Genomic DNA, 25,377 nt, shown 5'->3' on the forward strand with positions numbered 1-25,377 from the left:
GAAAACATAGAAGAGGCGGAGGATGAGAATGAATACAGTTTATTACCCCTTAACACATGCGCAAAAGCGAGTATTCTACACGGAAAGATTTTATCCAGGTACAAGTATTTCTAATTTGGGTGGATTCGCCAGGTTGAGATCAGCATCTGGTCTCAATCCTTCTTTGGTCGTCGATGTGCTTCAAGCGTACATTCGACAAACTGACTCTCTTCGGCTGAGACTCGTGTATCGAGATGAAGAGGAGGAGCCTGTTCAATATATCAAACCTTATGAAAAACAGCCGATTCGAATGGAAAAGGGCTGGAGTGAAGAGGAAGTAAGGGCTTGGGCGAACGAGCAAATTCGTGAGCCGATGCCATTGATTGACAGCCCCTTGATTGAATTTACGGTATTTCAAATCAGTGATCAAGAGTGCTGGCTGTTCTGTAAAGCACATCATATTGTCGCGGATGGGATTTCTATCATTTTAATGGGAAATCGCATTATTGATTTATATCATGACATGCTGCAAGGAGTAGAAATCTCGCCAGTTGAGGAGATTTCCTTCGTTGATCACATTATGAGTGAGCAGACCTATGAATCTTCTAAACGTTTTCAAAAAGATCAAGCTTTTTGGAATGAGCAATTTACTCATATTCCAGACTTCGCATCTTTAAAACCGCATAAGGGATATGAGATGAGTTTACATGCGGAGCGATTTTCAGGGGATGTTCCAGATTCTTTAAAGGAGAAGCTTCGTGTCTTTTGTGAAGAACAGAAAGTCAGTATGCTTTCGATGTTTATGTCCACTGTCTATATTTACTTACATCGTTTTAGCGGTATGGAGGATGTTGTTCTTGGAACCTTTATGGGTAACCGGACGAATGCCAAAGAGAAAAAGATGATTGGGATGTTTGTATCGACGATTCCAATGCGTGCATCTGTTCAAGGGTCGCAATCGTTTGTTGATTTCGTAAAGCAGGTCATGGCGGATCAAATGAAGATCTTGCGACACCAAAAATACCCTTACAATCTGCTCATGAATGATTTGCGGGAAAGAGAAGGATTTACAGGACGCCTTTTTGATATTTCTTTAGAATATCAGGTCATGCAGTGGCAGAAAAAAGAGAACTTGTCGTTCATTACTGAACCGATTTTTAGCGGGAGCGGAATGAATGATATTTCAATACATGTGAAAGACCGCTGGGATACTGATACATTGACCATTGATTTGGATTACCGTACAGATGTATTCACAGAAGAAGAAATGAGTAAGATGTTTGATCGATTCTTGATTTTACTAGAAGCGGCGGTCACTCAGCCTGATCAGCTGATCGGGACACTGCCTTTACTTTCAGCAGGTGAACAAAAGGAACTGCTGCAATTATCTGAGGGAGAATCGTTTGAAAGACCAGCAGCAAAACCGGTTCATCACATGTTTGATGAGACAGCCAACAAATATGCAGATCGAACAGCCGTTGTAGCAGAAAATGGAACAATTATTTATGGAGAGCTGCAACAACAGGCAGAAAAGCTCGCACGTTTTCTTCAAATGAAAGGTATCTCACGTGATGTGCCTGTTGCTGTTTTGATGGAGCGGAAGGTAGATGCCATGGTAGCAGTCTTCGGCATACTAAAGGCTGGCGGGGCATATGTACCAATTGATCCAGCATTACCTGAGGAGCGCATTCAATTTATTGTGAAGGATTCAGGTGCTTCTATCGTGTTAACAGAGGAATCGTTCATTCAAGAGTACCCAGCTCTCTCGGAAAAATTGATCGTGCAGCAGCAAATATTATTAGATGATGGATGGCTGCCTGAGCTTGTCGATCAGACGGCGCCGGAGGATTTAGCCTACATGATTTATACATCGGGTACGACTGGAAAGCCGAAGGGCGTCATGATTGAGCATCTTCAGCTTCATCATTTGGTCCATGCTTTGCATCATGAGATGTATCAAGGGGCGAATGAGCTTCAAATGGCGCTTCTAGCCCCATTCCATTTCGATGCATCGGTGAAACAAATCTTTGCTGCCCTTTTATTTGGACATACGCTTCATATCATCCCGCGAGAAACGACGAGAAATGGCATGCAGCTAGCGGCTTATTACAGAAAACATCACATTGAAGCGGCAGATGGAACTCCGGCGCATGTGCAGCTTTTACTTGCTGCGGATTTGGACGGTCTGTCATTGACGCACATGTTGATTGGGGGAGAAGCGCTGCCTGCGAAAGCAGCACGTTCACTTATCGAAGCGGTTCGTATGAGTCAGCCTGATTTTACTCTATGGAATGTGTATGGTCCAACTGAGACGTGTGTGGATGCGGCGGTGCATCGCCTGAATCTCAGTGAGCTGAGCGAATCAACTGAACAGCGCTATGTGTCGATTGGAAAGCCGCTTGGTCATCATCGTATTTATATTTTAAATGAACATGATCAATTACAAGTGCCTGGGGCTGCAGGAGAACTTTGCATTGCCGGTATAGGTGTTGGGCGAGGCTATGTGAATCAGCCTGAATTGACGAAGAAGGTATTCACAGCAGATCCGTTTTCTCCGCATGAGCGGATGTATCGAACAGGGGATCTAGTCAGATGGCTTCCAGATGGCACGATTGATTATCTTGGCAGAATGGACGATCAAGTGAAAATAAGGGGTTACCGCATAGAAACAGGTGAGATTGAAGCGGTGATGGAGCAGGTAGATGGAATTGATAAGGCTGTCGTGCTAGTAGTTGATGAAGCGGATGGGGAAAAGGCGTTAAGTGCTTACTATCAAGCTCGTCATGATGGAGTGTCTGTTGACATGCTGCAAGCGGCTATCAAACATCAGCTCCCAGCTTACATGATGCCTCTTTATTTCAAAGAGCTCGATGCTTTTCCACTCACAGTCAGCGGCAAAGTCGACCGTCGTGCACTTGCTGCCTTAAAAGGTGATAGAGCGGTTCATGCTGTTTATACGGCACCTAGAAACGATATAGAAACGAAGCTTGTTCATTTGTGGGAAGACATTCTTGATCAAGAACAAATCGGTGTATATGATTCTTTCTTCGATCGAGGCGGGCATTCGCTCAAAGCGATGACCGTACTTACAAAGGTTCAGCGAGACTTTCAAGTGGAGGTGCCGCTCTCTGTTTTATTTGAACAGCAGACGATTGCTGCTCTTGCTGCTTATATTGAGCAAGCAGAAAAGTCTACTGCAACGGAGATACCAAAAGCGCCGGCTGCAGATCATTATCCGTTATCGCCTCCACAGCAGCGCGTCTATATGGTGAGTCAATTGGAGCAAAGCACTGCCTATCATATGCCTGCTGTTGTGAGGTTAAAAGGAGCTCTGCAGCTTGAGAAGCTGACTGAAGCCTTTGACAGACTGATCTCACGTCATGATATGCTGCGTACTTCTTTTCATACGATAAAAGGTGTCCCTCGTCAGCGGATCGCTTCATCCGTTTTCTTTGAAATAGAACAGCTGACAGGCGGTACGATGGAAGAAAACATGCAGCACTTTGTCAGACCTTTTGATCTTGAGTGTGCGCCACTTCTTCGAATTGGATTGCAGTCATTGCATGATCAGGAGCATTTGCTCTTTTTCGATATGCATCATCTGATTTCAGATGGTCTTTCGATCGATTTAATGCTGCGTGAGCTGTCAGATGCTTACGAGGGATCGGTGAAAGCACCATTGAAGCTTCAATATCAAGATTATGCTGTTTGGCAAGAGCATCAAGGCTTTCAAAAAGAAGAGGAATTCTGGCTACAAGAATTTTCGGGGGATATCCCTGCTTTACAGCTGCTGACCGATTATCAGCGTCCAGCTGTCCAGTCTTTCGCAGGTGATCGTGTCATCAAAGAAATCGATGAGGCGTTAAAGAATCAATTACAGGAGATTGCAGCAAACCATCACACGACACTGTATACGGTGCTGCTTTCTGCTTACTATACATTGCTTGCGAAATATACGGGTCAAAAGGAATTTGTGGTCGGAACACCGGCAGCAGGGCGTGTGCATACAGATTTGAATGACATGATCGGTATGTTTGTCCAGACACTTGCTTTGCGGTCAGAGGTAGATCCGAATGGAACCATGTCTCAGTTGATTGAGCAAGTAAAGGAAAAGACGATGCAGGCATTTGAGCATCAGCAATACCCATTTGAGCGACTGCTTGAAAAACTGAATGTGCCACGAGATTTTAGCCGTCATCCATTGTTTGATACCGTCTTTACACTTGCGCCAGGTCATTCAACAGCCCAGCGTATTGGGGATATGCAGGTCGAGGTTGAAGAAACCAATTTCCATATTGCGAAATTTGATTTAACACTGCAAGCGATGGAGTCAGATCAAGGTTTATCCTTTGTACTCGATTACAGTACGGCGCTATTTAAACGAAGTACAGCAGAGCAGATGCTCAAACATTATGTTTATCTGCTGGAGCAAATGGTTCAAACGCCGCAGGAAGCTATTCAATCCTATCGCTTACTGTCTGAACAAGAAGCAGAAGCTCAGCTAAATAGGTGGAATCCGTTACCTGCGCCTTATCCAGCAGAAGAAACCATTGTGACGCAGTTTGAAGAACAGGTGCAGCAGCATGGTCATCAGCCTGCATTGCAATGTGAAGATGTGGTTCTTTCTTATCAAGAGCTGAATGACCGAGTGAATCAGCTGGCACATTATTTGCGTAAAAATGGTTTTGAAAAAGGAATGAAAGCAGCCTTATTCTTTGAACGATCCAATGAAATGGTGCTCTCTGTTCTGGCTGTGCTTAAGGCGGGCGGAGTCTATGTACCAATTGATCCCGATTTCCCTGATGAGCGTGTGAAGCACTTTTTAACAGACAGCGGTGCACAATTCTTATTGACACATCAAGTGCTGCGCCATCGCTCGGTGCTCACTGCATTTGAGGGAATCATCATAGAAACAGAAAATCAAGCGATTGTTCAGCAGTCAGACAGCCCAATAGATGCTCATATTTTACCTGAGGACTTGGCGAATTTGACCTATACATCTGGTACAACCGGTAAACCTAAAGGAAATATGGTGACACACCGGAACATTTTGAGAACGGTGAAGCAATCGAATTATCTCACCATTCACCATGAAGATACGGTGATGAGCATCTCAAACTATGTATTTGATGCTTTTATGTTTGATGTGTTTGGTGCTTTATTGAACGGAGCAAAACTCATTGTTCTGCCAAAGGACCATATTTTAAACATGAATGAGCTTTCTGGAGCGATTGAGAAGGAAAAAGTCAGTATTTTAATGATCACGACAGCTCTTTTTCACTTACTCATCGATATGAAAAAAGACAGTCTGAAGAACGTAAGAAAAGTGCTGTTTGGCGGAGAACGTGCTTCCGTGCCTCATGTGGTGACTGCACTTGAGACAGTGGGGAAAGACAAGCTTGTTCATATGTACGGCCCTTCTGAGAGCACAATTTTCACCACATATTATCCTGTGAACCACATTAAGAAGCACGCGTTATCCATCCCAATCGGAAAGCCAGTGAGTCAAACGGCTGTTTATATTGTAGATGAGTTTGGACATGTACAGCCGCCGGGCGTTGCAGGAGAGCTATGTGTCGCTGGTGATGGACTTGTGAAAGGATATTATAAGCAGCCAGAACTAACGAGCGAAAAGTTTGTCAAAAATCCTTTCCGCCCTGGAGAGATCATGTATAAAACGGGCGATCTTGCACGCTGGCTGTCAAATGGAGATATTGAATTCATTGGACGGATCGATCATCAAGTGAAGATTCGCGGACAGCGTATCGAGCTTGGGGAAATTGAACATCAACTGCTGCAGCATCCTCAGGTGAAGGAAGCTATCGTGATTGCTGCTCCGAATGACACGTTATGTGCGTATTTCACAGCAGAAGGATCTGTCTCATTAACTGATTTGCGCGAGCAAGCAGGACGTGAACTGCCCGTGTATATGCTGCCGGCATTTTTCATGCAATTAGAGGAGCTTCCTTTAACGAATAACGGCAAGGTCGATAGGCGGGCGCTGCCGGCACCTGATCTTAGTGAGCAAGGGGCAAATGAATACACCTCTCCTCAATCAGAAACAGAGCGTCTGCTGGCGAACATTTGGGAGGAAGTTCTTGAAGTACCGCGAATCGGCAAACACGATCATTTCTTTGAATGCGGGGGCCATTCGCTGCGCGGCATGAAAATGCTGAACAGGTTGTATGAAGAGATGCAGGTGGAGCTCACTTTGAAATCTTTATTTGAATCCCCAACATTAGAAGCGTTCGCGCTTGCGGTAGATCAAGCGGATCAAACGGAGATCAAGCGAGTGGAAGTTGCCAAAGAGGCGGCCTATTATCCAGTGACATCTGCTCAAAAAAGACTGTTTGTTTTGGAGAAAATGACTGATGCGGAGCAAAGCTACCATATGCCGGCTGCCTTAAAGCTAGAAGGCGTCTTTGATGAAAAACGATTTGAAAAGGCAATTGATCAGCTAGTCCAACGTCATGAAGCGTTCCGAACGAGCTTTGATTTTGTTCAGAATGAACCTGTTCAACGTATTGAAACAAATGTCTCAATAAACATTGAAAAAATTGAACAGAACGGCCGAGACATACAGCAATTGATGAATGACTTTATCAGGCCATTTGATGTAGAAAAAGCGCCTTTACTCAGAATAGGTCTAGTTTCCGTCTCCGTAAATGTCCATTATTTACTGATTGATATGCATCATATCATTTCAGATGGGGCGTCTGTTGGCATTTTAATTGAGGAGCTTTCAGCCCTGTATCGAGGAGACAAACTAGAGGAATTGCCTGTTCAATATAAGGATTATGCAGTTTGGTCAAAAAGTGAGGCATCAGCTGCGCAAAAAGCAGCTGAAGAGGCATTCTGGCTGGATCAATTACAAGGAGAGCTGCCTTTACTGGCACTGCCGGAAGACCTGCCAAGGCCAAAAGTGCAAACATTCGCTGGAGATCGTGTCTCATTTACAATTGAAGGTTCGCTTAAATCAAAATTGGACGAACTCGTTAGAACGCTCAACAGTACGACCTATACAGTCCTGCTTGCTGGCTACAGTATTCTTTTAAGCAAGCTTTCAAGACAAGAGGATATCATCATTGGTTCTCCGGTTGTGGGTAGAACCCATCCTGATATTCAATCTGTGATTGGCATGTTTGTGAACACGCTGGCACTCAGAACAAAGCCAGCAGGACATCAGACAGCTGCTGAATTTGCGTCAAATGTTCATCAGCTTGTGTTAGAGGCAAACGAGCATCAGCTGTACCCATTTGAAGAATTGGTAGATCAGGTGCAAACGGTTCGAGACACAAGCCGTCATCCAATTTTTGATGTGGTCTTCTCAATGGAAAATGCGGATATTCGTGATTTATCGATGGATGGGCTTCACGTTGTTCCACAGCCATTCGAGGAGAATATCGCCAAATTTGATTTGACCTTAACTGGAAACGAATCCGCAGATCAAATTGAGCTCGTGTTTGATTTTAATTGTTCTATCTTTCAAAAGACGTCAATTGAAAAGTGGAAAGAATATTTCCTTCATTTGCTGGAACAAATGGTGTCAGCGCCAGATCAATCTTTAGATCAAATGAAATTATTGTCACCGCAGCAGCAGCAAAAACAGCTGAACGAATGGTCAGGACCTGTCCTAGACGTCCCGTCAGATCAAACCGTTCATGCCCTGATTGAGGCGAAGGCACAAGAAGCACCGCATCAAAAAGCAGCGACCTTCTGCGGAACGAGCTGGACGTATAAAGAGCTGAACAGCCGGGCGAATGTAGTCGCTTCAAGGCTCATCGCAAACGGCACAAAACCAGGAGACCGCGTCGGCATTCTCACCCGCCCATCTCTTGACATGACAGCTGCTGTCCTTGGCGTTCTCAAGTCAGGTGCGGCATTTGTTCCGATTGATGCAGATTATCCAGCGCAGCGTATTGCATACATGCTGGAAGACTGCGGGGCAGAGGTACTTCTGATGCAGAAAGGACTTACTGCACCACCTTCATTCACAGGTCATATCCTGTTCATAGAAGATGCGGTAGAGGGAGAAGCTCACGAGATTCAGGTTCAGATCAAACCAACGGATCTTGCCTACATGATTTACACGTCTGGGACGACGGGACAGCCGAAGGGTGTCATGGTCGAGCACCAGTCTCTTGTGAATCTTGCATTCTGGCACAATGATGCGTTCCAAGTGACGAACAAGGATCGAACTGCGAAATATGCAGGCTTTGGCTTTGACGCCTCCATTTGGGAGATGTTCCCGACGTGGATCGCTGGCGCAGAGCTGCATATCATCGACGAAGCAATTCGCCTCGATATGATCAAGCTCAATGCGTATTTCAATGAAGAAGGCATCACCATTGCCTTCCTGCCAACACAGCTTTGTGAGCAGTTTATGTCAATGGACAACCATTCTCTACGTTACTTACTAACAGGCGGAGACAAGCTGAAACAGGTGAAGCCAGTTCCATATCAACTCGTCAATAACTACGGTCCAACTGAAAATACGGTCGTAGCGACAAGCGGAATGATCGATCCAGAACAAGGCACGCTTCCGATTGGAACAGCCATTGCCAATACTCGTTTTTACATTATGGGTTCGTTATATGACCTGTCGCCGCCAGGCGTACCGGGTGAGCTCGTGATTGCAGGAAAAGGACTGGCAAGAGGCTACTGGAATCTTCCAGAGGAAACAGATAAACGATTTGTCCCAGATCCATTTTATCCAGGCGAGCGCATGTACCGCACAGGCGATTTAGTGAAATGGACAGAGGATGGCGAGCTGATCTATCTCGGCAGAATAGACCATCAGGTCAACATCCGCGGCTTCCGTATTGAGCTGTCAGAAATTGAAGCCCAGCTTCTGACGCTGGATTCGGTGAAAGAAGCCGTCGTGACAACAGTCAAAGATGCGAGTGATCAGGACGCCCTTGCCGCTTACGTGATAACGGAGAACGATACTGATGCAGAAGACTTAAAAGAAAGCCTAAAACGAACGTTGCCTGAATACATGGTGCCATCATGGATCATCAAGCTAGACCAATTTCCAATGACGGCAAATGGAAAAGTTGATCTGAAAGCATTGCCAGCTCCTGATATCGAAGCGAACCAAACGGTATACGAAGCACCAAGAGATGAAGTTGAAACACTGCTTTGCGGCATTTGGGAAGATGTCCTTGGCGTCAGCCAAGTCGGTATTCACGATCACTTCTTCTTCCTTGGCGGAGATTCGATTAAAGGTATCCAAATGGCAAGCAGACTCACGCAAGCAGGCTGGAAGCTCGATATGAAACTTCTATTCCAGTACCCGACGATTGCAGAGCTGCGCCCATATATCGAGGAAGCCGATCTTCTCACAGCCGACCAATCACCTGTCGAAGGAGAAGTCATTTTAACACCGATTCAACGCTGGTTCTTTGAACGGAACTTTACGAATCAGCATCATTGGAACCAATCGGTTATGCTCCAAGCACCAAATGGTTTGGATGAGGAAGTCGTTCAGCAAGTACTGGAACAGCTCATGATTCATCATGATGCCTTGCGACTGGTGTATCCGCTCGAAGAAGGGCGCGTCATCCAGCGTCATCGAGGAATCGAGGAAAACAATGTGGCAATTGACGTGGTGGAAGTAAAAGGAGAGCTGTCGCAGCAAATCAGGCAGGTAGAAAAGCTGGCAAATGAAGTGCAGGCGAGTATATCGCTAGCAGACGGGCCTTTAGTGAGATCTGCTATTTTCCGAACGGATCAAGGGGATCATTTATTGCTTGCTATACACCATCTTGTCATTGATGGGGTGTCATGGCGCATTTTCCTTGAAGATTTCATGGCTCTTTATGAACAGTCGAAGCGCGGGGAAACTCTTACCCTCCCTGAAAAAACACACTCCTTCCAAGAATATGCCCAGAAGCTGACTGAATATGCTGTGTCAGATGAGCTGCTATCGGAAAGAGAGTATTGGAAAAAGGTACTTGCGCATTCCGTTCCTCCGCTTCAAAAGGATCATGTCACGGAGGATCAACGAATGCTTCATACAGAAACCATTCGTTTTACATTGTCTGAAGAGGAAACGCACAGGCTGCTGACGGATGTACATGAAGCCTACCAAACAGAAATCAATGATATTTTGCTGACGGCATTAGGATTGTCCATGAAAGAGTGGACAGGTGAAGACAGGCACTTTATTCATCTTGAAGGGCACGGGAGAGAGGACATCCTCCCTGCGGTTAACGTGTCACGGACCATCGGCTGGTTTACTAGCATGTATCCTGTGTTACTGGATATGTCGCATGCAGACGATCTTTCTTATCAAATCAAGCATTTAAAAGAGGAACTCAGACACATTCCGAACAAGGGGATCGGCTATGGCGTTTTAAAATACTTAACGCCTGACAAGATGAAGGACGATATTGATTTTCAAGTCACACCAGATATCAGCTTTAACTATCTTGGCCAGTTTGATGAACAGATCGGTGGCGGTGAAATGAGACGCTCTGCATGGCATGCAGGACAATCGCTGAGCCCTGAATCCGAGAAACCTCATGCGCTAGATATTGTTGGTTTCGTAGAACAAGCAATGCTCCATGTGACGATTTCCTATCATCACCTTGAATTCGAAGAGCGGACGATGGAACAGTTCAAGGAACTCCTAGAAAAGAATGTGAAGACATTGATCTCACATTGTCTATCACAGGATGAGAGTCAGATCACACCTAGTGATGTGGGGGATGATGATCTTACCATGGATGAACTTGAAAAGCTAATGGATCTATTTTAAGCAAAATGAAGAGGTGGACTTATGAGCAAGCAGAAAATTCAAAAGGTATATCCTTTAACACCAATGCAAGAGGGCATGCTGTATCATGCCATGCTAGACCCTGATTCCTCCTCTTATTTCACACAGCTTGAGCTTGGAATAAGCGGAGATTTTGATCTCGATCTTTTTGAAAAGAGCCTCAATGAACTCGTACGGACATATGACATTCTGCGTACAGCCTTTGTCTATCAGCAATTACAAAAGCCTCGTCAGGTTGTATTGGCTGAACGTCATTTAGATGTGTATAGAGAGGATCTATCTCATCTGAATGATCAAGAGCAGAAAAAGGTATTGGATCAATATAAAAAGCAAGTGAGAAAGCAAGGATTTCACTTAACGAATGATCTGTTGTTGAAAGTCGCTGTTTTTCAATTAAATGAAACAAACTGGCACCTGATTTGGAGCAACCATCACATCATCATGGATGGTTGGTCCATGGGTGTTTTGATGAAAAAACTGTTTCATTACTATGAATCTTATCGGAACGGCCGAACCCCGGATCGCTCACAAGGTAAGCCTTATGCGGACTATATCCAGTGGCTTGGAAAGCAAAACAAACAAGAAGCGGAAGACTATTGGAAGGAGCGGCTGGAGGGTGCTGTTCAGCACCAAGGGCTGCTGCAGCAAAAAGAGGCGAACGGACAATATGACCATCAGGAATGGACGTTTACATGGGATGCACAAACGGTACAAGCCATTCAAGATGCGGCAAGACAATGCCAAGTGACAGCACCGAACCTTTTTCAGGCTGTCTGGTCCGTTCTTTTAAGCACCTATCATGCAGCAGATGATGTCACATTCGGAACAGTCGTATCGGGCAGACCTCCAAGTGTGTCTGGAATTGAGCAAATGGCAGGGCTGTTTATCAATACGATACCTGTTCGGGTGACATTGGATCAGGAACAGACCTTCAAACAGCTGTTTCAAAAGGTTCAGCAGCATGCACTGGAAGCGGAAAACTATGATTTTATGCCGCTTTATGACATTCAGCAGAAAACAGCTGCTGGAGGAAAGCTCTTTGATCATTTGGTTGGGTTTGAAAACTATCCATTAGATCAGGAGCTGTCTGGTGACACCATGTCTGCACGTCTCGGTTTTGCCATTGATGTAAAGGACGGATTTGAACAAACGAATTTCGATCTGAATCTTCTTGTCTATCCGGGTGAAACGTGGACATTGAAAATCAAATACAATGCGGTGGCGTTTGAAGAAAAAGTCATTGAAAATATATCGAAACATCTGACCAATCTCATAAAGCAAATCATTCAAAATCCTGACATGTATCTTCATGAAGTGACATGTATCACAGAAGAAGAAGAGCAGCAGATTGCAGCGTGGAATCAGACGGAGAGAGATTATCCGAAGCACCTGTCCATTCCCGAGCTGCTCAATGAACGTATCAAAGCGCAGCCAAACCACCTGGCATTAGTCGAAGGCGAGCGAACATTCACATACGAAGAGCTTGGACAAGAAATTCGTCGTTTAGCCAGCAGCCTTGTAGAAAACGGCGTTCAGCCGGAGGATGCTGTCGCGGTGTATATGAACCGATCGGCAGATGCGGTGATCGCCATTTTAGCCATTTTACACGCAGGGGCTGCCTATGTGCCGATTGATCCAGCTCAGCCTGAGGAGAGAATCCGTTGGATGCTTGAAGACAGTGGCGCAGCCATTTTGCTCTATGCTGACAGCCAGCCGCCGGTTGATGAAAGCATCAAAGCAATTCATGTGACCGGCATGACTCATCACTCACAAGCGGAGTTATCAGTCGAGACGTCTCCATCTCAATTGGCATATATCATGTTCACATCGGGATCAACTGGACGGCCCAAAGGAGTGCAAATTGAGCATCAGCATATTGTGAGGTTAGCATGCTCACAGGAGAAATTGGGCTTGAACACGTCGGATCGTATGGCGCATACAGGAGCTGTCAGCTTCGATGCGATTACCCTTGAAATCTTCACTACGCTTCTGAATGGGGCGACGCTTTATCCTGTTGACCGTGATACTTTATTGGATATACACCGATTCGAACAATTTATCCAAACACATCAAATCACGGCGCTCTTTTTAACGACTGGTTTATTTAATCAGCTCGCTCAGCAGCGGCCGCAAATGTTCAAAGGGTTAAAAACATTATTCACCGGCGGTGATGTGATCAATGAGAAAAGTGCAGAGCTTGTGAAAAAGCATCATCCAGCACTTACCTTGCTGAATGTCTATGGACCAACAGAAAATACAACCATCTCGACCATTTACGAAGTAAGAGGAGATGAAACGGGTCCGATCCCAATTGGTCAGCCGATCAATCATACGTCAGCTTATATTTTAGATGATTATCAAAGACTTCAGCCAATTGGAGCGCCAGGAGAGCTGTATGTAGGCGGGGATGGTGTTTCAAGAGGGTACATCAAACGTCCAGATTTGACTGATCAAGTATTCATGGCAGATCCTTTTAAGCCGTCAGGACGGATGTATCGAACAGGTGACTTGGCTAGATATGGTGCGGATGGTCAGATCGAATTCCTTGGCCGTGCAGATGATCAGGTGAAAATTCGAGGCTTCCGTATTGAGCTTGGTGAAATTGAAACGGTGCTTCGCCAAGAAACGGGTATCGATGATGCGGTTGTACTTGTTCAGCAGCTTTCTTCAGAAGAAAAGGAAATCATCGCCTACTTCACAGGGAGACTCACAGAAGAAGAGGTGCGAGATGTATTCAATCAAAAGCTGCCAGCTTATATGGTGCCGCACTATGTGATGAAGCTGGATACCTTTTCGCTGACAACGAACGGGAAATTAGATCGAAAAGCTTTACCAAAGCCGGACGAAGTGCATCGCGAAGAGATCAAAATCATGCCGCCTGAGACCGAGACAGAAAAGGTACTCGCTGACATTTGGGAGGAGCTTCTTGGAAAAACGATTGGGATAGACGAGCATTTCTTCATGGCTGGCGGGCACTCGCTCAAGGCGATGATGATGTCTGCGAAGGTTCAAGAAGCGCTTCAAAAGGAAGTGCCGATTCAAATGATTTTTGAGAAGCCGACGATTCGCTCATTAGCGGCTTACATCGATCAGGATGGTCAAGAAGATGCCGGACTTCCTATTTTACCAGCAGAGCAGGCGGGCGAATATCCGGTATCACCAGCTCAGCGCCGTTTATACATTTTGCAGACACTTGAGCCTGACAGCACGAATTATCATATTCCGATCGTCTTAACGCTTGAAGGAACACTAGAATATGAGCGGCTCAAATCAGCATTTAATCAGTTAATCCAAACGCATGAAATCTTAAGAACGAGTTTTCATATGAATGGAGAAGACATTGTCCAAAGGGTGCATGAATGGTCAGCATTTGACCTTCCTGTTCATGACATCAAGGAAGAAGAGGCTGAGGCATTTCTTGCTGAACGTCAATCGCCATTTGATTTAACAGCGGCACCCCTTTTACGAGCTCAGCTGCTAAAGGTCAGTGAGAATCGTCATCTTCTCGTTTTGGAAGCACATCATCTCATTACAGATGGCAGCTCCATGAAGACGTTCATTCAAGATTTGGCGAAGGCTTATGATGGAGAAGCTCTTGCTGAAAGAGCCATTCATTATAAAGATTACGCTGTCTGGCAGCTAAGTGAAGAAGAAACGGAGAAACTGAAGCAACATGAAGCATATTGGCTGAAGCAATTTGAAGGAGATTTACCGGTTTTAGAGCTGCCAACTGATTATCCGCGTCCAGCAGAACGTGATTTTTCTGGAGAACGGTTCATGTTTGGCTGTGATCAAGCAACGACTCAGCGCATTCATGAACTGCTTCAGAAAACCGATACGACCATGTATATGTTCTTGTTATCCGCCTTTCAAGTGCTGCTTGCCTCCTATAGCGGTCAGGAAGATATCATTGTGGGTTCGCCTGTTGCTGGACGGACACACCCTGATATCCAGGACATGCCGGGGATGTTTATCAACACCATTGCAATGCGCGGAAAACCAGAACAAACCAAAACATTTTTACAGCTGCTTGAAGAAATAAAAGAAACAAGTGTTGACGCTTTTGCACATCAAAGCTATCCACTGGAAGAGTTAATTGCACATCTTCCATTAGACCGTGATACAACTCGGAGCCCGCTTTTTAGCGTGTCATTTAACATGCAGAACATGGAGGTTCCAGCGCTAAAGCTCGGCGATCTGCACATTTCGCCTTATGCCATTCAGCATCACTCGGTCAAATTTGATTTATCTTTAGAAGCATTTGAACGCGAGGGAGCATTAAAACTGAGCTTTGACTATGCAGCGGCATTATTTAAAGAAGAGACCGTCCGCCGGTTCGGAACTCACCTCCTAGCGATTATTCGTGAGGCGGTTCGTCATCCAGAGGAACAGATCGGCTTGCTCCGTATACTGGATCAGCATGAACAAATAGAGCGTCTGGAGAAAAAAGCCGAAGGGCCAACGAATCGTCATGAGCCATTCCATGTCCAATTTTCACGTCAGGCTAAGGAAACACCGGATGCTATCGCCGTCATGGATGATCAAAGAAAACTCACCTACCGTGAGCTGGAAGACATGTCACATGCACTTGGCTGTGAACTTAAGAAACGAGGCGTAGATAAAGAAAAAACTGTGGCACTGATTCTTGACCGCTCTGTCTATGTGATCGTCTCCATGCTTGGTGTGATGAAAGCAGGAGGAGCGTTTGTCCCGATTGATCCAGCTTTTCCGGCTGAACGAATCCGCTACACATTAGAGGATTCAGGTGCACAAGTCATCGTAACAAATAGGTCTCTTGCAGATTCCTATCAAAATCGCAAGTCGATTCAAGTGGTGCAGGTTGAACAAGCAGTGCAACAAAGCTATTCACTAGAACTGCCAGAAGTATCGGTCGATCAGCTCGCTTATGTGATTTACACATCTGGGACAACAGGGAAGCCGAAGGGAGTACAGCTCACGCATCGTAATCTATCACACTATGTCAACTGGCTGACAAATGAGGTGACATTGCAAGAATGTGATCGGACAGCACTGCTTTCTTCTTATGCATATGATCTTGGTTACACAAGCATTTTCCCTGTTTTAAAAGCAGGGGGGACACTCTATGTTCCTCGTGAAGAGGTGTATACAGACCCTGTACGTCTGATGCGTTTGATTGATGAACAAGAGCTGACTTATATCAAAATGACACCATCTTTATTTCATATGATGGCAGATTCTAAGGAACATTCATTTAACGCTTTACGCCTAGTGGTACTTGGAGGAGAACCGATCATTCCTGAGGATGTTGAAACATTTATGAAGCAGCATCCATGCGTGGCAGTAATGAACCATTACGGTCCGACTGAGACAACCATTGGTACAGTGACCAAGCTGATCACACCGCAAGAGCTGGACGCTCTGAAGGAACGATCTTTGATCGGGCAGCCAATTGCACACACTAGAGCACTCGTATGCAATCAGCAGCAGCGTCTTGTCCCTTACGGCGCGCCGGGAGAGCTTTATATATCTGGGGAAGGCGTGTCGAGAGGATATTTGAATCAGCCTGAGTTAACAGCGGAACGTTTTCTTGAAAATCCATATGACCCTCAAGAGCGAATGTATCGAACAGGGGATTTGGTCAGACAGCATGCAAATGGAGATATTGAGTTTCTTGGAAGAGTCGATGATCAAGTGAAAATCCGCGGCTATCGCATTGAGAAACAGGAAATTGAGCATGCCGCACGTGCTCTGGCATCTATTCAAGAAGTCTATGTGAAAGTTCTGCACCTGTCCGGTTTGCCGGAGCTTGCACTCTATTACACAGCGCCTGAACACATTGGAACATTGACGTTTAGAGAAAATCTTGCGGAGACACTGCCGGATTATATGATTCCAACGTACTTTGTGAAAGTCGATCACATTCCACTTACCCAAAATGGAAAGGTGGATGCGAAGTCTTTGCCGCTTCCGCATGAAGTGCATATGAACCGTACGGCGCATGTGGCACCAGAAACGGAACTTGAGCGGACGCTGTGTGACATTTGGTCAGAAGTTCTTGGGGTGGAACAAATGGGTGTTCTTGACCACTTCTTTGAATTAGGAGGTCATTCCCTCAAGGGCATGGTGCTCATTTCGAAGGTGCAAGCAAAGCTGAACAAGCATGTGCCGCTCAAAGTCCTTTTTGAAAAACCAACCATACGAGCGATGGCTGCCTACTTGGACGAAACGGATTCTTCGGTGGTTACATCCATTGAGCCGGCGGAAAAGCAAGATTTCTATCCCGTCTCTTCTGCTCAAAAGCGGATGTATGTACTGCAGCAGCTGCATCCAGAAGCAGTCACTTATCATATGCCAGCCGTTTTAATGATGGAAGGCAGCCTTGATGTGAAGCAGCTAGAAGCAGCGCTTCAAGCCTTGATCGACAGACATGAATCGTTGCGGACAGCGTTTGTAGAAATTGACGGCGTACCCGTTCAAAAAGTCTATCGCCAAGTGCCGTTTACATTAGAGGTTGATGAAATCGAGGGCGATCAGGAGCAGTCTGTCATCGAGTCATTCATTACACCATTCTCACTACATCAAGCACCATTAATGAGAGCAAAAGTGGCGAAGCTTTCTGATGAGAAATATGTATTCATGATGGATATGCACCATATCATTGCAGACGGTGTCACACGCAGCCTGCTTATTCAAGAACTGGCAGAGCTTTATGAGAAAAAGACGTTACCGCCAGTTCAGCTGCATTACAAGGATTTTGCGGTATGGCAGCAGGAAGAAAATCAGCAGGCGCTCCTTGAGAAGCAGCGGCAGTATTGGCTGGAGCAATATGCACAGCCGCCAGAAGACTTAGCGCTGCCCCTTGATTTTCCGCGTCCTCAAGTTCAGTCATTTGAAGGAGGGCGAGTCGATAGATGGTTGTCTGCTGAAAAGGTGCAATCTATCAAAACGCTCATGGCGGAAAAAGGTGTGAGCTTGAACATGGTGATGCAAACAGCATTTGCCATTTTCCTTTCGAAATTAACTGGGCAGACAGATATCGTCATAGGCGCTGTAACCGCAGGACGTACGCATGCTTCAATCGAACGAGTTCCAGGCATGTTTGTCAATACGCTTGCTCTTCGAAACGAAGTGCAGCCAGAAGACACGACAGCACAGCTGCTTGAAAAAATGAAAGATCGCAGCCTATCAGCCTATGAACATCAAGAATTTCCGTTTGAGGAATTGGTGGCTCAGTTAGATCTTTCGAAAGACACGAGCCGCAATCCATTGTTTAGTGTCATGCTGACTACAGATGACCGTGACCTGACGTTACCGGATTTGAATGGACTCAAGCTGTCACAAAAGCAGCAAGATACCGTTCATGCAAAATTTGATATAACGCTTGGTGTATTTGAAGAAAATGATCAAGTGGGCTTGCGCTTTGAGTATGCAGCGGCTCTGTTTAAAAAGAGCACCATTCAGCGCTGGAGCCGATATATTGAAAAAATCATAGACGATATGGTGACTAAGCTGAATCAGCCGATTTCAGCGCTATCTCTCATAACTGAAGAGGAAAAACGAGAGCTGATCAATGAATGGTCAGGACCTGTCCTAGACGTCCCGTCAGATCAAACCGTTCATGCCCTGATTGAGGCGAAGGCACAAGGAGCACCGCATCAAAAAGCGGCGACCTTCTGCGGAACGAGCTGGACGTATAAAGAGTTGAACAGCCGGGCGAATGTAGTCGCTTCAAGGCTCATCGCAAGCGGCACAAAACCAGGAGACCGCGTCGGCATTCTCACCCGCCCATCTCTTGACATGACAGCTGCTGTCCTTGGCGTTCTCAAGTCAGGTGCGGCATTTGTTCCGATTGATGCAGATTATCCAGCGCAGCGTATTGCATACATGCTGGAAGACTGCGGGGCAGAGGTACTTCTGATGCAGAAAGGACTTACTGCACCACCTTCATTCACAGGTCATATCCTGTTCATAGAAGATGCGGTAGAGGGAGAAGCTCACGAGATTCAGGTTCAGATCAAACCAACGGATCTTGCCTACATGATTTACACGTCTGGGACGACGGGACAGCCGAAGGGTGTCATGGTCGAGCACCAGTCTCTTGTGAATCTTGCATTCTGGCACAATGATGCGTTCCAAGTGACGCACGAGGATCGAACTGCGAAATATGCAGGCTTTGGCTTTGACGCCTCCATTTGGGAGATGTTCCCGACGTGGATCGCTGGCGCAGAGCTGCATATCATCGACGAAGCAATTCGCCTCGATATGATCAAGCTCAATGCGTATTTCAATGAAGAAGGCATCACCATTGCCTTCCTGCCAACACAGCTTTGTGAGCAGTTTATGTCAATGGACAACCATTCTCTACGTTACTTACTAACAGGCGGAGACAAGCTGAAACAGGTGAAGCCAGTTCCATATCAACTCGTCAATAACTACGGTCCAACTGAAAATACGGTCGTAGCGACAAGCGGAATGATCGATCCAGAACAAGGCACGCTTCCGATTGGAACAGCCATTGCCAATACTCGTTTTTACATTATGGGTTCGTTATATGACCTGTCGCCGCCAGGCGTACCGGGTGAGCTCGTGATTGCAGGAAAAGGACTGGCAAGAGGCTATTGGAATCTTCCAGAGGAAACAGCCAAACGATTTGTCCCAGATCCATTTTATCCAGGCGAGCGCATGTACCGCACAGGCGATTTAGTGAAATGGACAGAGGGTGGCGAGCTGATTTACCTCGGCAGAATAGACCATCAGGTCAATATCCGCGGCTTCCGTATTGAGCTGTCAGAAATTGAAGCCCAGCTTCTGACGCTGGATTCGGTGAAAGAAGCCGTCGTGACAACGGTCAAAGATGCGAGTGATCAGGACGCCCTTGCCGCTTACGTGATCACAGAGAACGATACTGATGCAGAAGACTTAAAAGAAAGCCTAAAACGAACGCTGCCTGAATACATGGTGCCATCATGGATCATCAAGCTAGACCAATTTCCAATGACGGCAAATGGAAAAGTTGATCTGAAAGCATTGCCAGCTCCTGATATCGAAGCGAACCAAACGATATACGAAGCACCAAGAGACGAAGTTGAAACACTGCTTTGCGGCATTTGGGAAGATGTCCTTGGCAACAGCCAAGTCGGTATTCACGATCACTTCTTCTTCCTTGGCGGAGATTCGATTAAAGGTATCCAAATGGCAAGCAGACTCACGCAAGCAGGCTGGAAGCTCGATATGAAACTTCTATTCCAGTACCCGACGATTGCGGAGCTGCGCCCATATATCGAGGAAGCCGATCTTCTCACAGCCGACCAATCATCTGTCGAAGGAGAAGTCATTTTAACACCGATTCAGCGCTGGTTCTTTGAACGAGCATTCAGCGATCAGCACCATTGGAATCTCTCGATGATGCTTCATGCGCCAAATGGATTTGACCTTTCCATTACAGAACAAGTCATGCAAAAACTACTTTCACATCATGATGCACTGCGTATGGTATACAAGCAGGAACATAGCGGCATCCTGCAATACAACCAGCGGGAGCTACCGGAACCGATAGCGATTATTTCTCATGATGTCTCAAAAGAGCACGATGTGAAAAAGGCAATTTCCACATTTGCCAATGAGTATCAGCGTCAGCTGAACCTCGAAACAGGTCCATTGATGAAAGTGATTTGTTTCCATGCGGAAGATGGCGATCATTTACTCATCGTGACACACCATTTAGTTATTGACGGTGTCTCATGCCGAATTTTACTAGAGGACTTTATGTCTCTATATCAGCAGGCATCTCAGGGACAAGCCCTTGTCCTGCCGCTGAAAACTCATTCCTTTAAAGAATGGGCAGAGGCCATTGAACGTTATGCACAGTCACAGCCATTAAAAAGTCAGCGGGAGTATTGGGCAGAAATTGAAAGCAAACCATTAACCGCATTACCTGTTGATCATGAAGTGACGAAAAGAAGAGTTGCCGAAACCAAATCGGTTCAAATGCAGCTGACAGAAACAGAAACTGAGCATCTTTTGACCGATATTCATCTGCCGTACACAACGGAAATGAACGATATTCTTTTATGTGCTCTTGGTCTTGCTGTTCAAGAGTGGACAGGTGAGTCCCATGTACATGTGCAGCTTGAAGGTCATGGAAGAGAGGATATTTTATCAGGGCTGGATGTCTCTCGCACAATTGGCTGGTTTACGAGTATGTATCCAGTTGTTCTTGAAGCGAAGCCGGATCAGACCATAGCTGATGCTATTAAAGGAACGAAAGAAATGCTGCGCCGTGTGCCAAATAAAGGGATTGGCTATGGGATTTTAAAATACATGACAGCCACTGAACCGTCAGGGCACCATGTACATCCTGAAATCAGCTTGAACTATCTTGGACAGATTGATCAGGAAGTGACGACAGAACTCTTTGGGCCGTCCATCCATGATATGGGACGACAAGCAAGCCCAGATTCGGAAGCTGTTTATAAGCTGAACCTTAGTGGTCTTGTTCAACACAATCGATTCATTTTGTCTTGCTCCTATTGTGCAAGTGAATATGAAGAACAGACGATACAGCAGTTCATGGCATTGTTGAAGGAAAAAATCCAATCCATCATCACCCATTGCTTAGCGCAGCACGAACGGGAATTTACGCCAAGTGACTTCTCTGCGGCTGACCTTGAAATGGATGAAATGGACGACATTTTTGACATGCTTGAGGAGAAATTGACTTAACAACACACGAGATCAGTCATAAAAATAGGAAGGGAGGATGAAATAGATGAGTCAATTTAAAAGGGATCAAGTTCAAGACATGTATTATCTGTCACCGATGCAAGAAGGAATGCTGTTTCATACCCTCCATCATCAAGAAAAGGGCTTCTATGTAGAGCAAATGGATATGAACGTTAAGGGCACACTGCATCATGACTTACTTGAGAAAAGCATGAATATCATCGTGGAGCGGTACGATATTTTTCGTACCGTGTTTCTCCACGAAAAAGTAAAGCGCCCTGTCCAAGTTGTGCTAAAGGAGCGTCCTTTTACACTTGATGTTGTGGACTTGCAAGATCTTTCTGAAGACGAACAGCTTGAACGTATCGAGAAATTCAAACAACAGGATCAGCTGAGAGGATTTGACCTCTCGAAGGATTCTCTCATGCGGGCATCTGTTTTCCAAACGGGTTTTGCCAGCTATCGCTGGATATGGAGCTATCATCATATCCTTCTGGATGGCTGGTGCTTTGGACTTGTGGTGCAGGAGTTGTTTGCGATTTACCATGCACTTTTACATGACGTTCCTTATAAGCTAGAACCGGTCAAACCATATAAAGAATATATAAAGTGGCTGGAAAAACAAGATAAACAAGCATCACTTCAATATTGGCAGCAATCATTAGCAGGGTTTGATGGACAATCAACCTTTAAAGAACAGCGAAAACAAACGAATGAACATGAATTAGGCGAAATTGAATGGTCCATGAGCAAAGAAGAAACGGCTGCTTTGTCAGAGTTAGCGCTGCAGCAAAATGCGACGTTAAGCAGTGCGCTTCAATCCGTTTGGTCGGTTCTGCTGAGCAGGTATCAGCGGTCAAATGATGTGCTGTTTGGAACAGTTGTGTCAGGACGCCCGGCAGACTTGGCTGGCGTTGACAGGATGGTTGGATTGTTCATCAATGTCATACCAAGAAGAATTCAGCTGACAGATTACATGACATTTCGTGCACTCCTGTCAGAAACACAGCAGCAGTCTCTGGCAGCCGAGCCGCACCAATATATTCCCATTTATGATATTCAGGCAAAGACAGGTCAGCAGCAGCTCATTGATCATATTGTCGTGTTTGAAAATGTCCCAGCCGCAAAGAAGGACGAGCAAGAGGCACGGTTAGGGTTCACGGTGGAGAACATGAATGTCTATGAAAAATCAAACTATGATCTCAATCTGCTCGCATCGCCTGGAGAAGAATTGCTATTGAAGCTGGCCTTTAACAAAAGAGCGTTTGATCCTCAATTTGTTCACAAGTTAAAGGAACAGCTCAGTCTATTGATAAATGAGGCGGTCAAGCATCCCGATCAATCGGTTCATACACTCCCGCTCGTCACGAAGCAGGAAAAACAGCAGATTCTTGAGGAATGGAATGCACCTGAGCTTGAGCATGACCAATTATATTTATCGAAATGGTTTGAGCATAATGTGGGCAAACAGCCAAATGCAGTGGCACTATCAGCAGAAGAGCAAACGATGACATATGCCGAGCTGAATGAACAGGCCAATCGATTGGCAAGGCATTTGCAAAAAAATGGGACTGAACATCGAACGGTCATCGCCATTTTAGCCGATCGAACACCTGAACTCATTGTCAGTCTGCTTGCTGTTTTAAAAGCAGGCGCAGCCTATGTGCCAATTGATCCTGATTATCCAGAAAGCCGCATTCAATACATGCTTAAAGACAGCGGAGCGACGCATCTCCTGACTCACTCATCCTTTATTGGTCAGGCGAAGGGACTCGGGTTTACTGGTACGTATCTGTTTGCAGATGATCAGGAAATTTCACTTATGAGCTCAGAGAATCTGCCGCTAGAAGCAGGTTTACACGATACGGCATATATCATGTATACATCAGGTACAACGGGTCAGCCAAAAGGCATCATGACAACCCATTCCAATATTGCCCGGGTGGTCAAAAATACGAACTACTTAACCATTTCAGAAACAGACACACTGCTGTCGCTATCCAACAGCGTATTTGATGGCTTTACCTTTGATGTATATGGTGCGCTTTTAAATGGGGCAAAGCTTGTCTTGCCGAAAAAAGACACCATTTTAGATATGCATGAGCTGACGGAGCTCATTAAAAGAGAAAGCATTTCTGTCATGTTTGTTCCAACTGCTTTATTTCATCTTCTCGTTGATGAAGAAACCGATTGGATGCACAGTGTGCGCAAGGTGTTATTCGGAGGGGAGCGTGCATCTGTACAGCATGTGAGAAAAGCCTTTGATGTCATGGGAAAAGGCAGACTAATCAATGTCTACGGCCCAACCGAATCAACCGTTTTTGCCACCTATTATCCTGTAGATGAAGCTCCGCCGATAGAAGCGCATTCTATTCCAATCGGAAAGCCGATTAACCAAACGGGTGCTTATATATTGAGCCAGCAAGGACAGCTTCAGCCGATTGGAATGGTCGGAGAACTTTGTCTCAGCGGCAAAGGGCTTGCGAAGGGGTATTTGAATCGTCCTGATCTGACAAAAGAAGCCTTTATCACACATCCATTTGCTACGGGAGAAAGGCTGTATCGTACGGGAGATTTGGCTTATTTTCGAGCAGACGGTCTGATTGAGTATGCAGGCAGAGTGGACGATCAGGTGAAAATTCGCGGCCACCGAATTGAGCTGACAGAAATTGAAGCCCACCTTCTCATGCATCCAGGCGTAAAGCAAGCTGCCCTTATAACGGATCAGCATGGCTCGCAGCATACAAGACTGCTCGCCTATATGACATGTGAGGAGAAGTGGAAGGACAAAGTTGATGTGATCAAGTCAGGGCTGAAGGAGAAACTTCCGGCTTACATGCAGCCTCATGAGCTGATCAGACTTGAGAAAATGCCGCTGACACCAAATGGAAAAGTTGATAAACGTCAGCTGCCAAAGCCAGAAGCGCCTCAAGGAAACCGCCATGTGAAGCTTCCGGCAAATGAGGTAGAACAAAAGCTGCTTGTCATGTGGCGTGAAGTGCTTGAACGAGATGATATCAGTACAGATGACCATTTCTTTGAGCTTGGAGGACATTCTTTAAAAGCGATGTCGCTTTTATCAAAGGTGTCGAAGGAATTCGATGTTCAGGTGCCTATTCACTTGTTGTTTGAGACACCTACAATTGAAGCCATCAGCCGTTATATTCAACAGCAGGATCATGAAGCTGCCGGCTATCTTGTATTCAATGAATCTCAAACGCCAACAGTCTTTGCTCTTCCGCCATTACCGGGCTATGGCTTTATCTATCAGGAAGCCGCCAAAACGCTCGATAGCGTTCGTTTGATCGCCTTTGATTTTATTGAAGCTGATCACCGCATGACGCAATACGTTCAGCATATTCAGCATCTTCAGCCTGAAGGGCCTCTGACTTTGATGGGTTACTCTGGCGGGTGCTATCTGGCCTTTGATCTCGTTCAATCGCTTGAACAAGCAGGACGGACGGTGGATAAGGTCATCATGATCGATTCCTATAAGAAAATTGGAGAAAGTGATTTAGAAGGACGATCCATCGAGGACGATATCCAAGCGATTGTTCATCAATCAAAGCAAAGTGAACTTGCCCAAGAAGAGCTCGTTCAAGAAGCGCTTGCTCAAAAAACGCGGGCCTATTATGAAACATTTGTTAAGGGGGTGAATCAAGGAAAGATACAAGCAGATATTGATTTCATCCAATCAAAAGAGCAAATTGAGATTCCAGACTGGATGGATCATTGGGAAAAGGCGACGACCGGTGCTTATCGCTATTATCAAGGCTACGGTCAACACGCTGACATGTTCAAAAACAAAGAATGTGCAGCCCAAAATGCCCAGCTGATCCAAAAGATCGTGAATCAAAAAAATAGAGAAGCCGTTTTGTAAACTTTAGTTCAGGCAGGGGTGCATATTGGCAGCC

3 protein-coding genes are annotated in these 25,377 nt (G+C 45.6%); all 3 read left to right on the forward strand.

From position 1 onward, the window contains the following. The first annotated feature begins 28 nt into the window (after positions 1–28). The 3 genes from QR42_RS01955 to QR42_RS01965 are packed head-to-tail and all read left to right on the forward strand — an operon-like array spanning position 29 to position 25,343. Positions 29–10,741, forward strand: coding sequence for a non-ribosomal peptide synthetase (locus QR42_RS01955; protein WP_039182973.1), 10,713 nt, complete (start codon positions 29–31; stop codon positions 10,739–10,741). 21 nt (positions 10,742–10,762) lie between these two features. Further along, on the forward strand, positions 10,763–21,463 hold the full coding sequence (locus tag QR42_RS01960) for a non-ribosomal peptide synthetase (protein WP_039176436.1): 10,701 nt from the start codon (positions 10,763–10,765) through the stop codon (positions 21,461–21,463). 46 nt (positions 21,464–21,509) lie between these two features. Further along, complete coding sequence (locus QR42_RS01965) at positions 21,510–25,343, forward strand: non-ribosomal peptide synthetase (RefSeq protein ID WP_039176438.1); 3,834 nt, start codon at positions 21,510–21,512, stop codon at positions 25,341–25,343. The last annotated feature ends 34 nt before the right edge of the window (positions 25,344–25,377 follow it).

Origin of the sequence: Bacillus sp. WP8, from assembly GCF_000800825.1 — a bacterium.
Taxonomy (GTDB): Bacteria; Bacillota; Bacilli; order Bacillales; family Bacillaceae; genus Bacillus; species Bacillus safensis.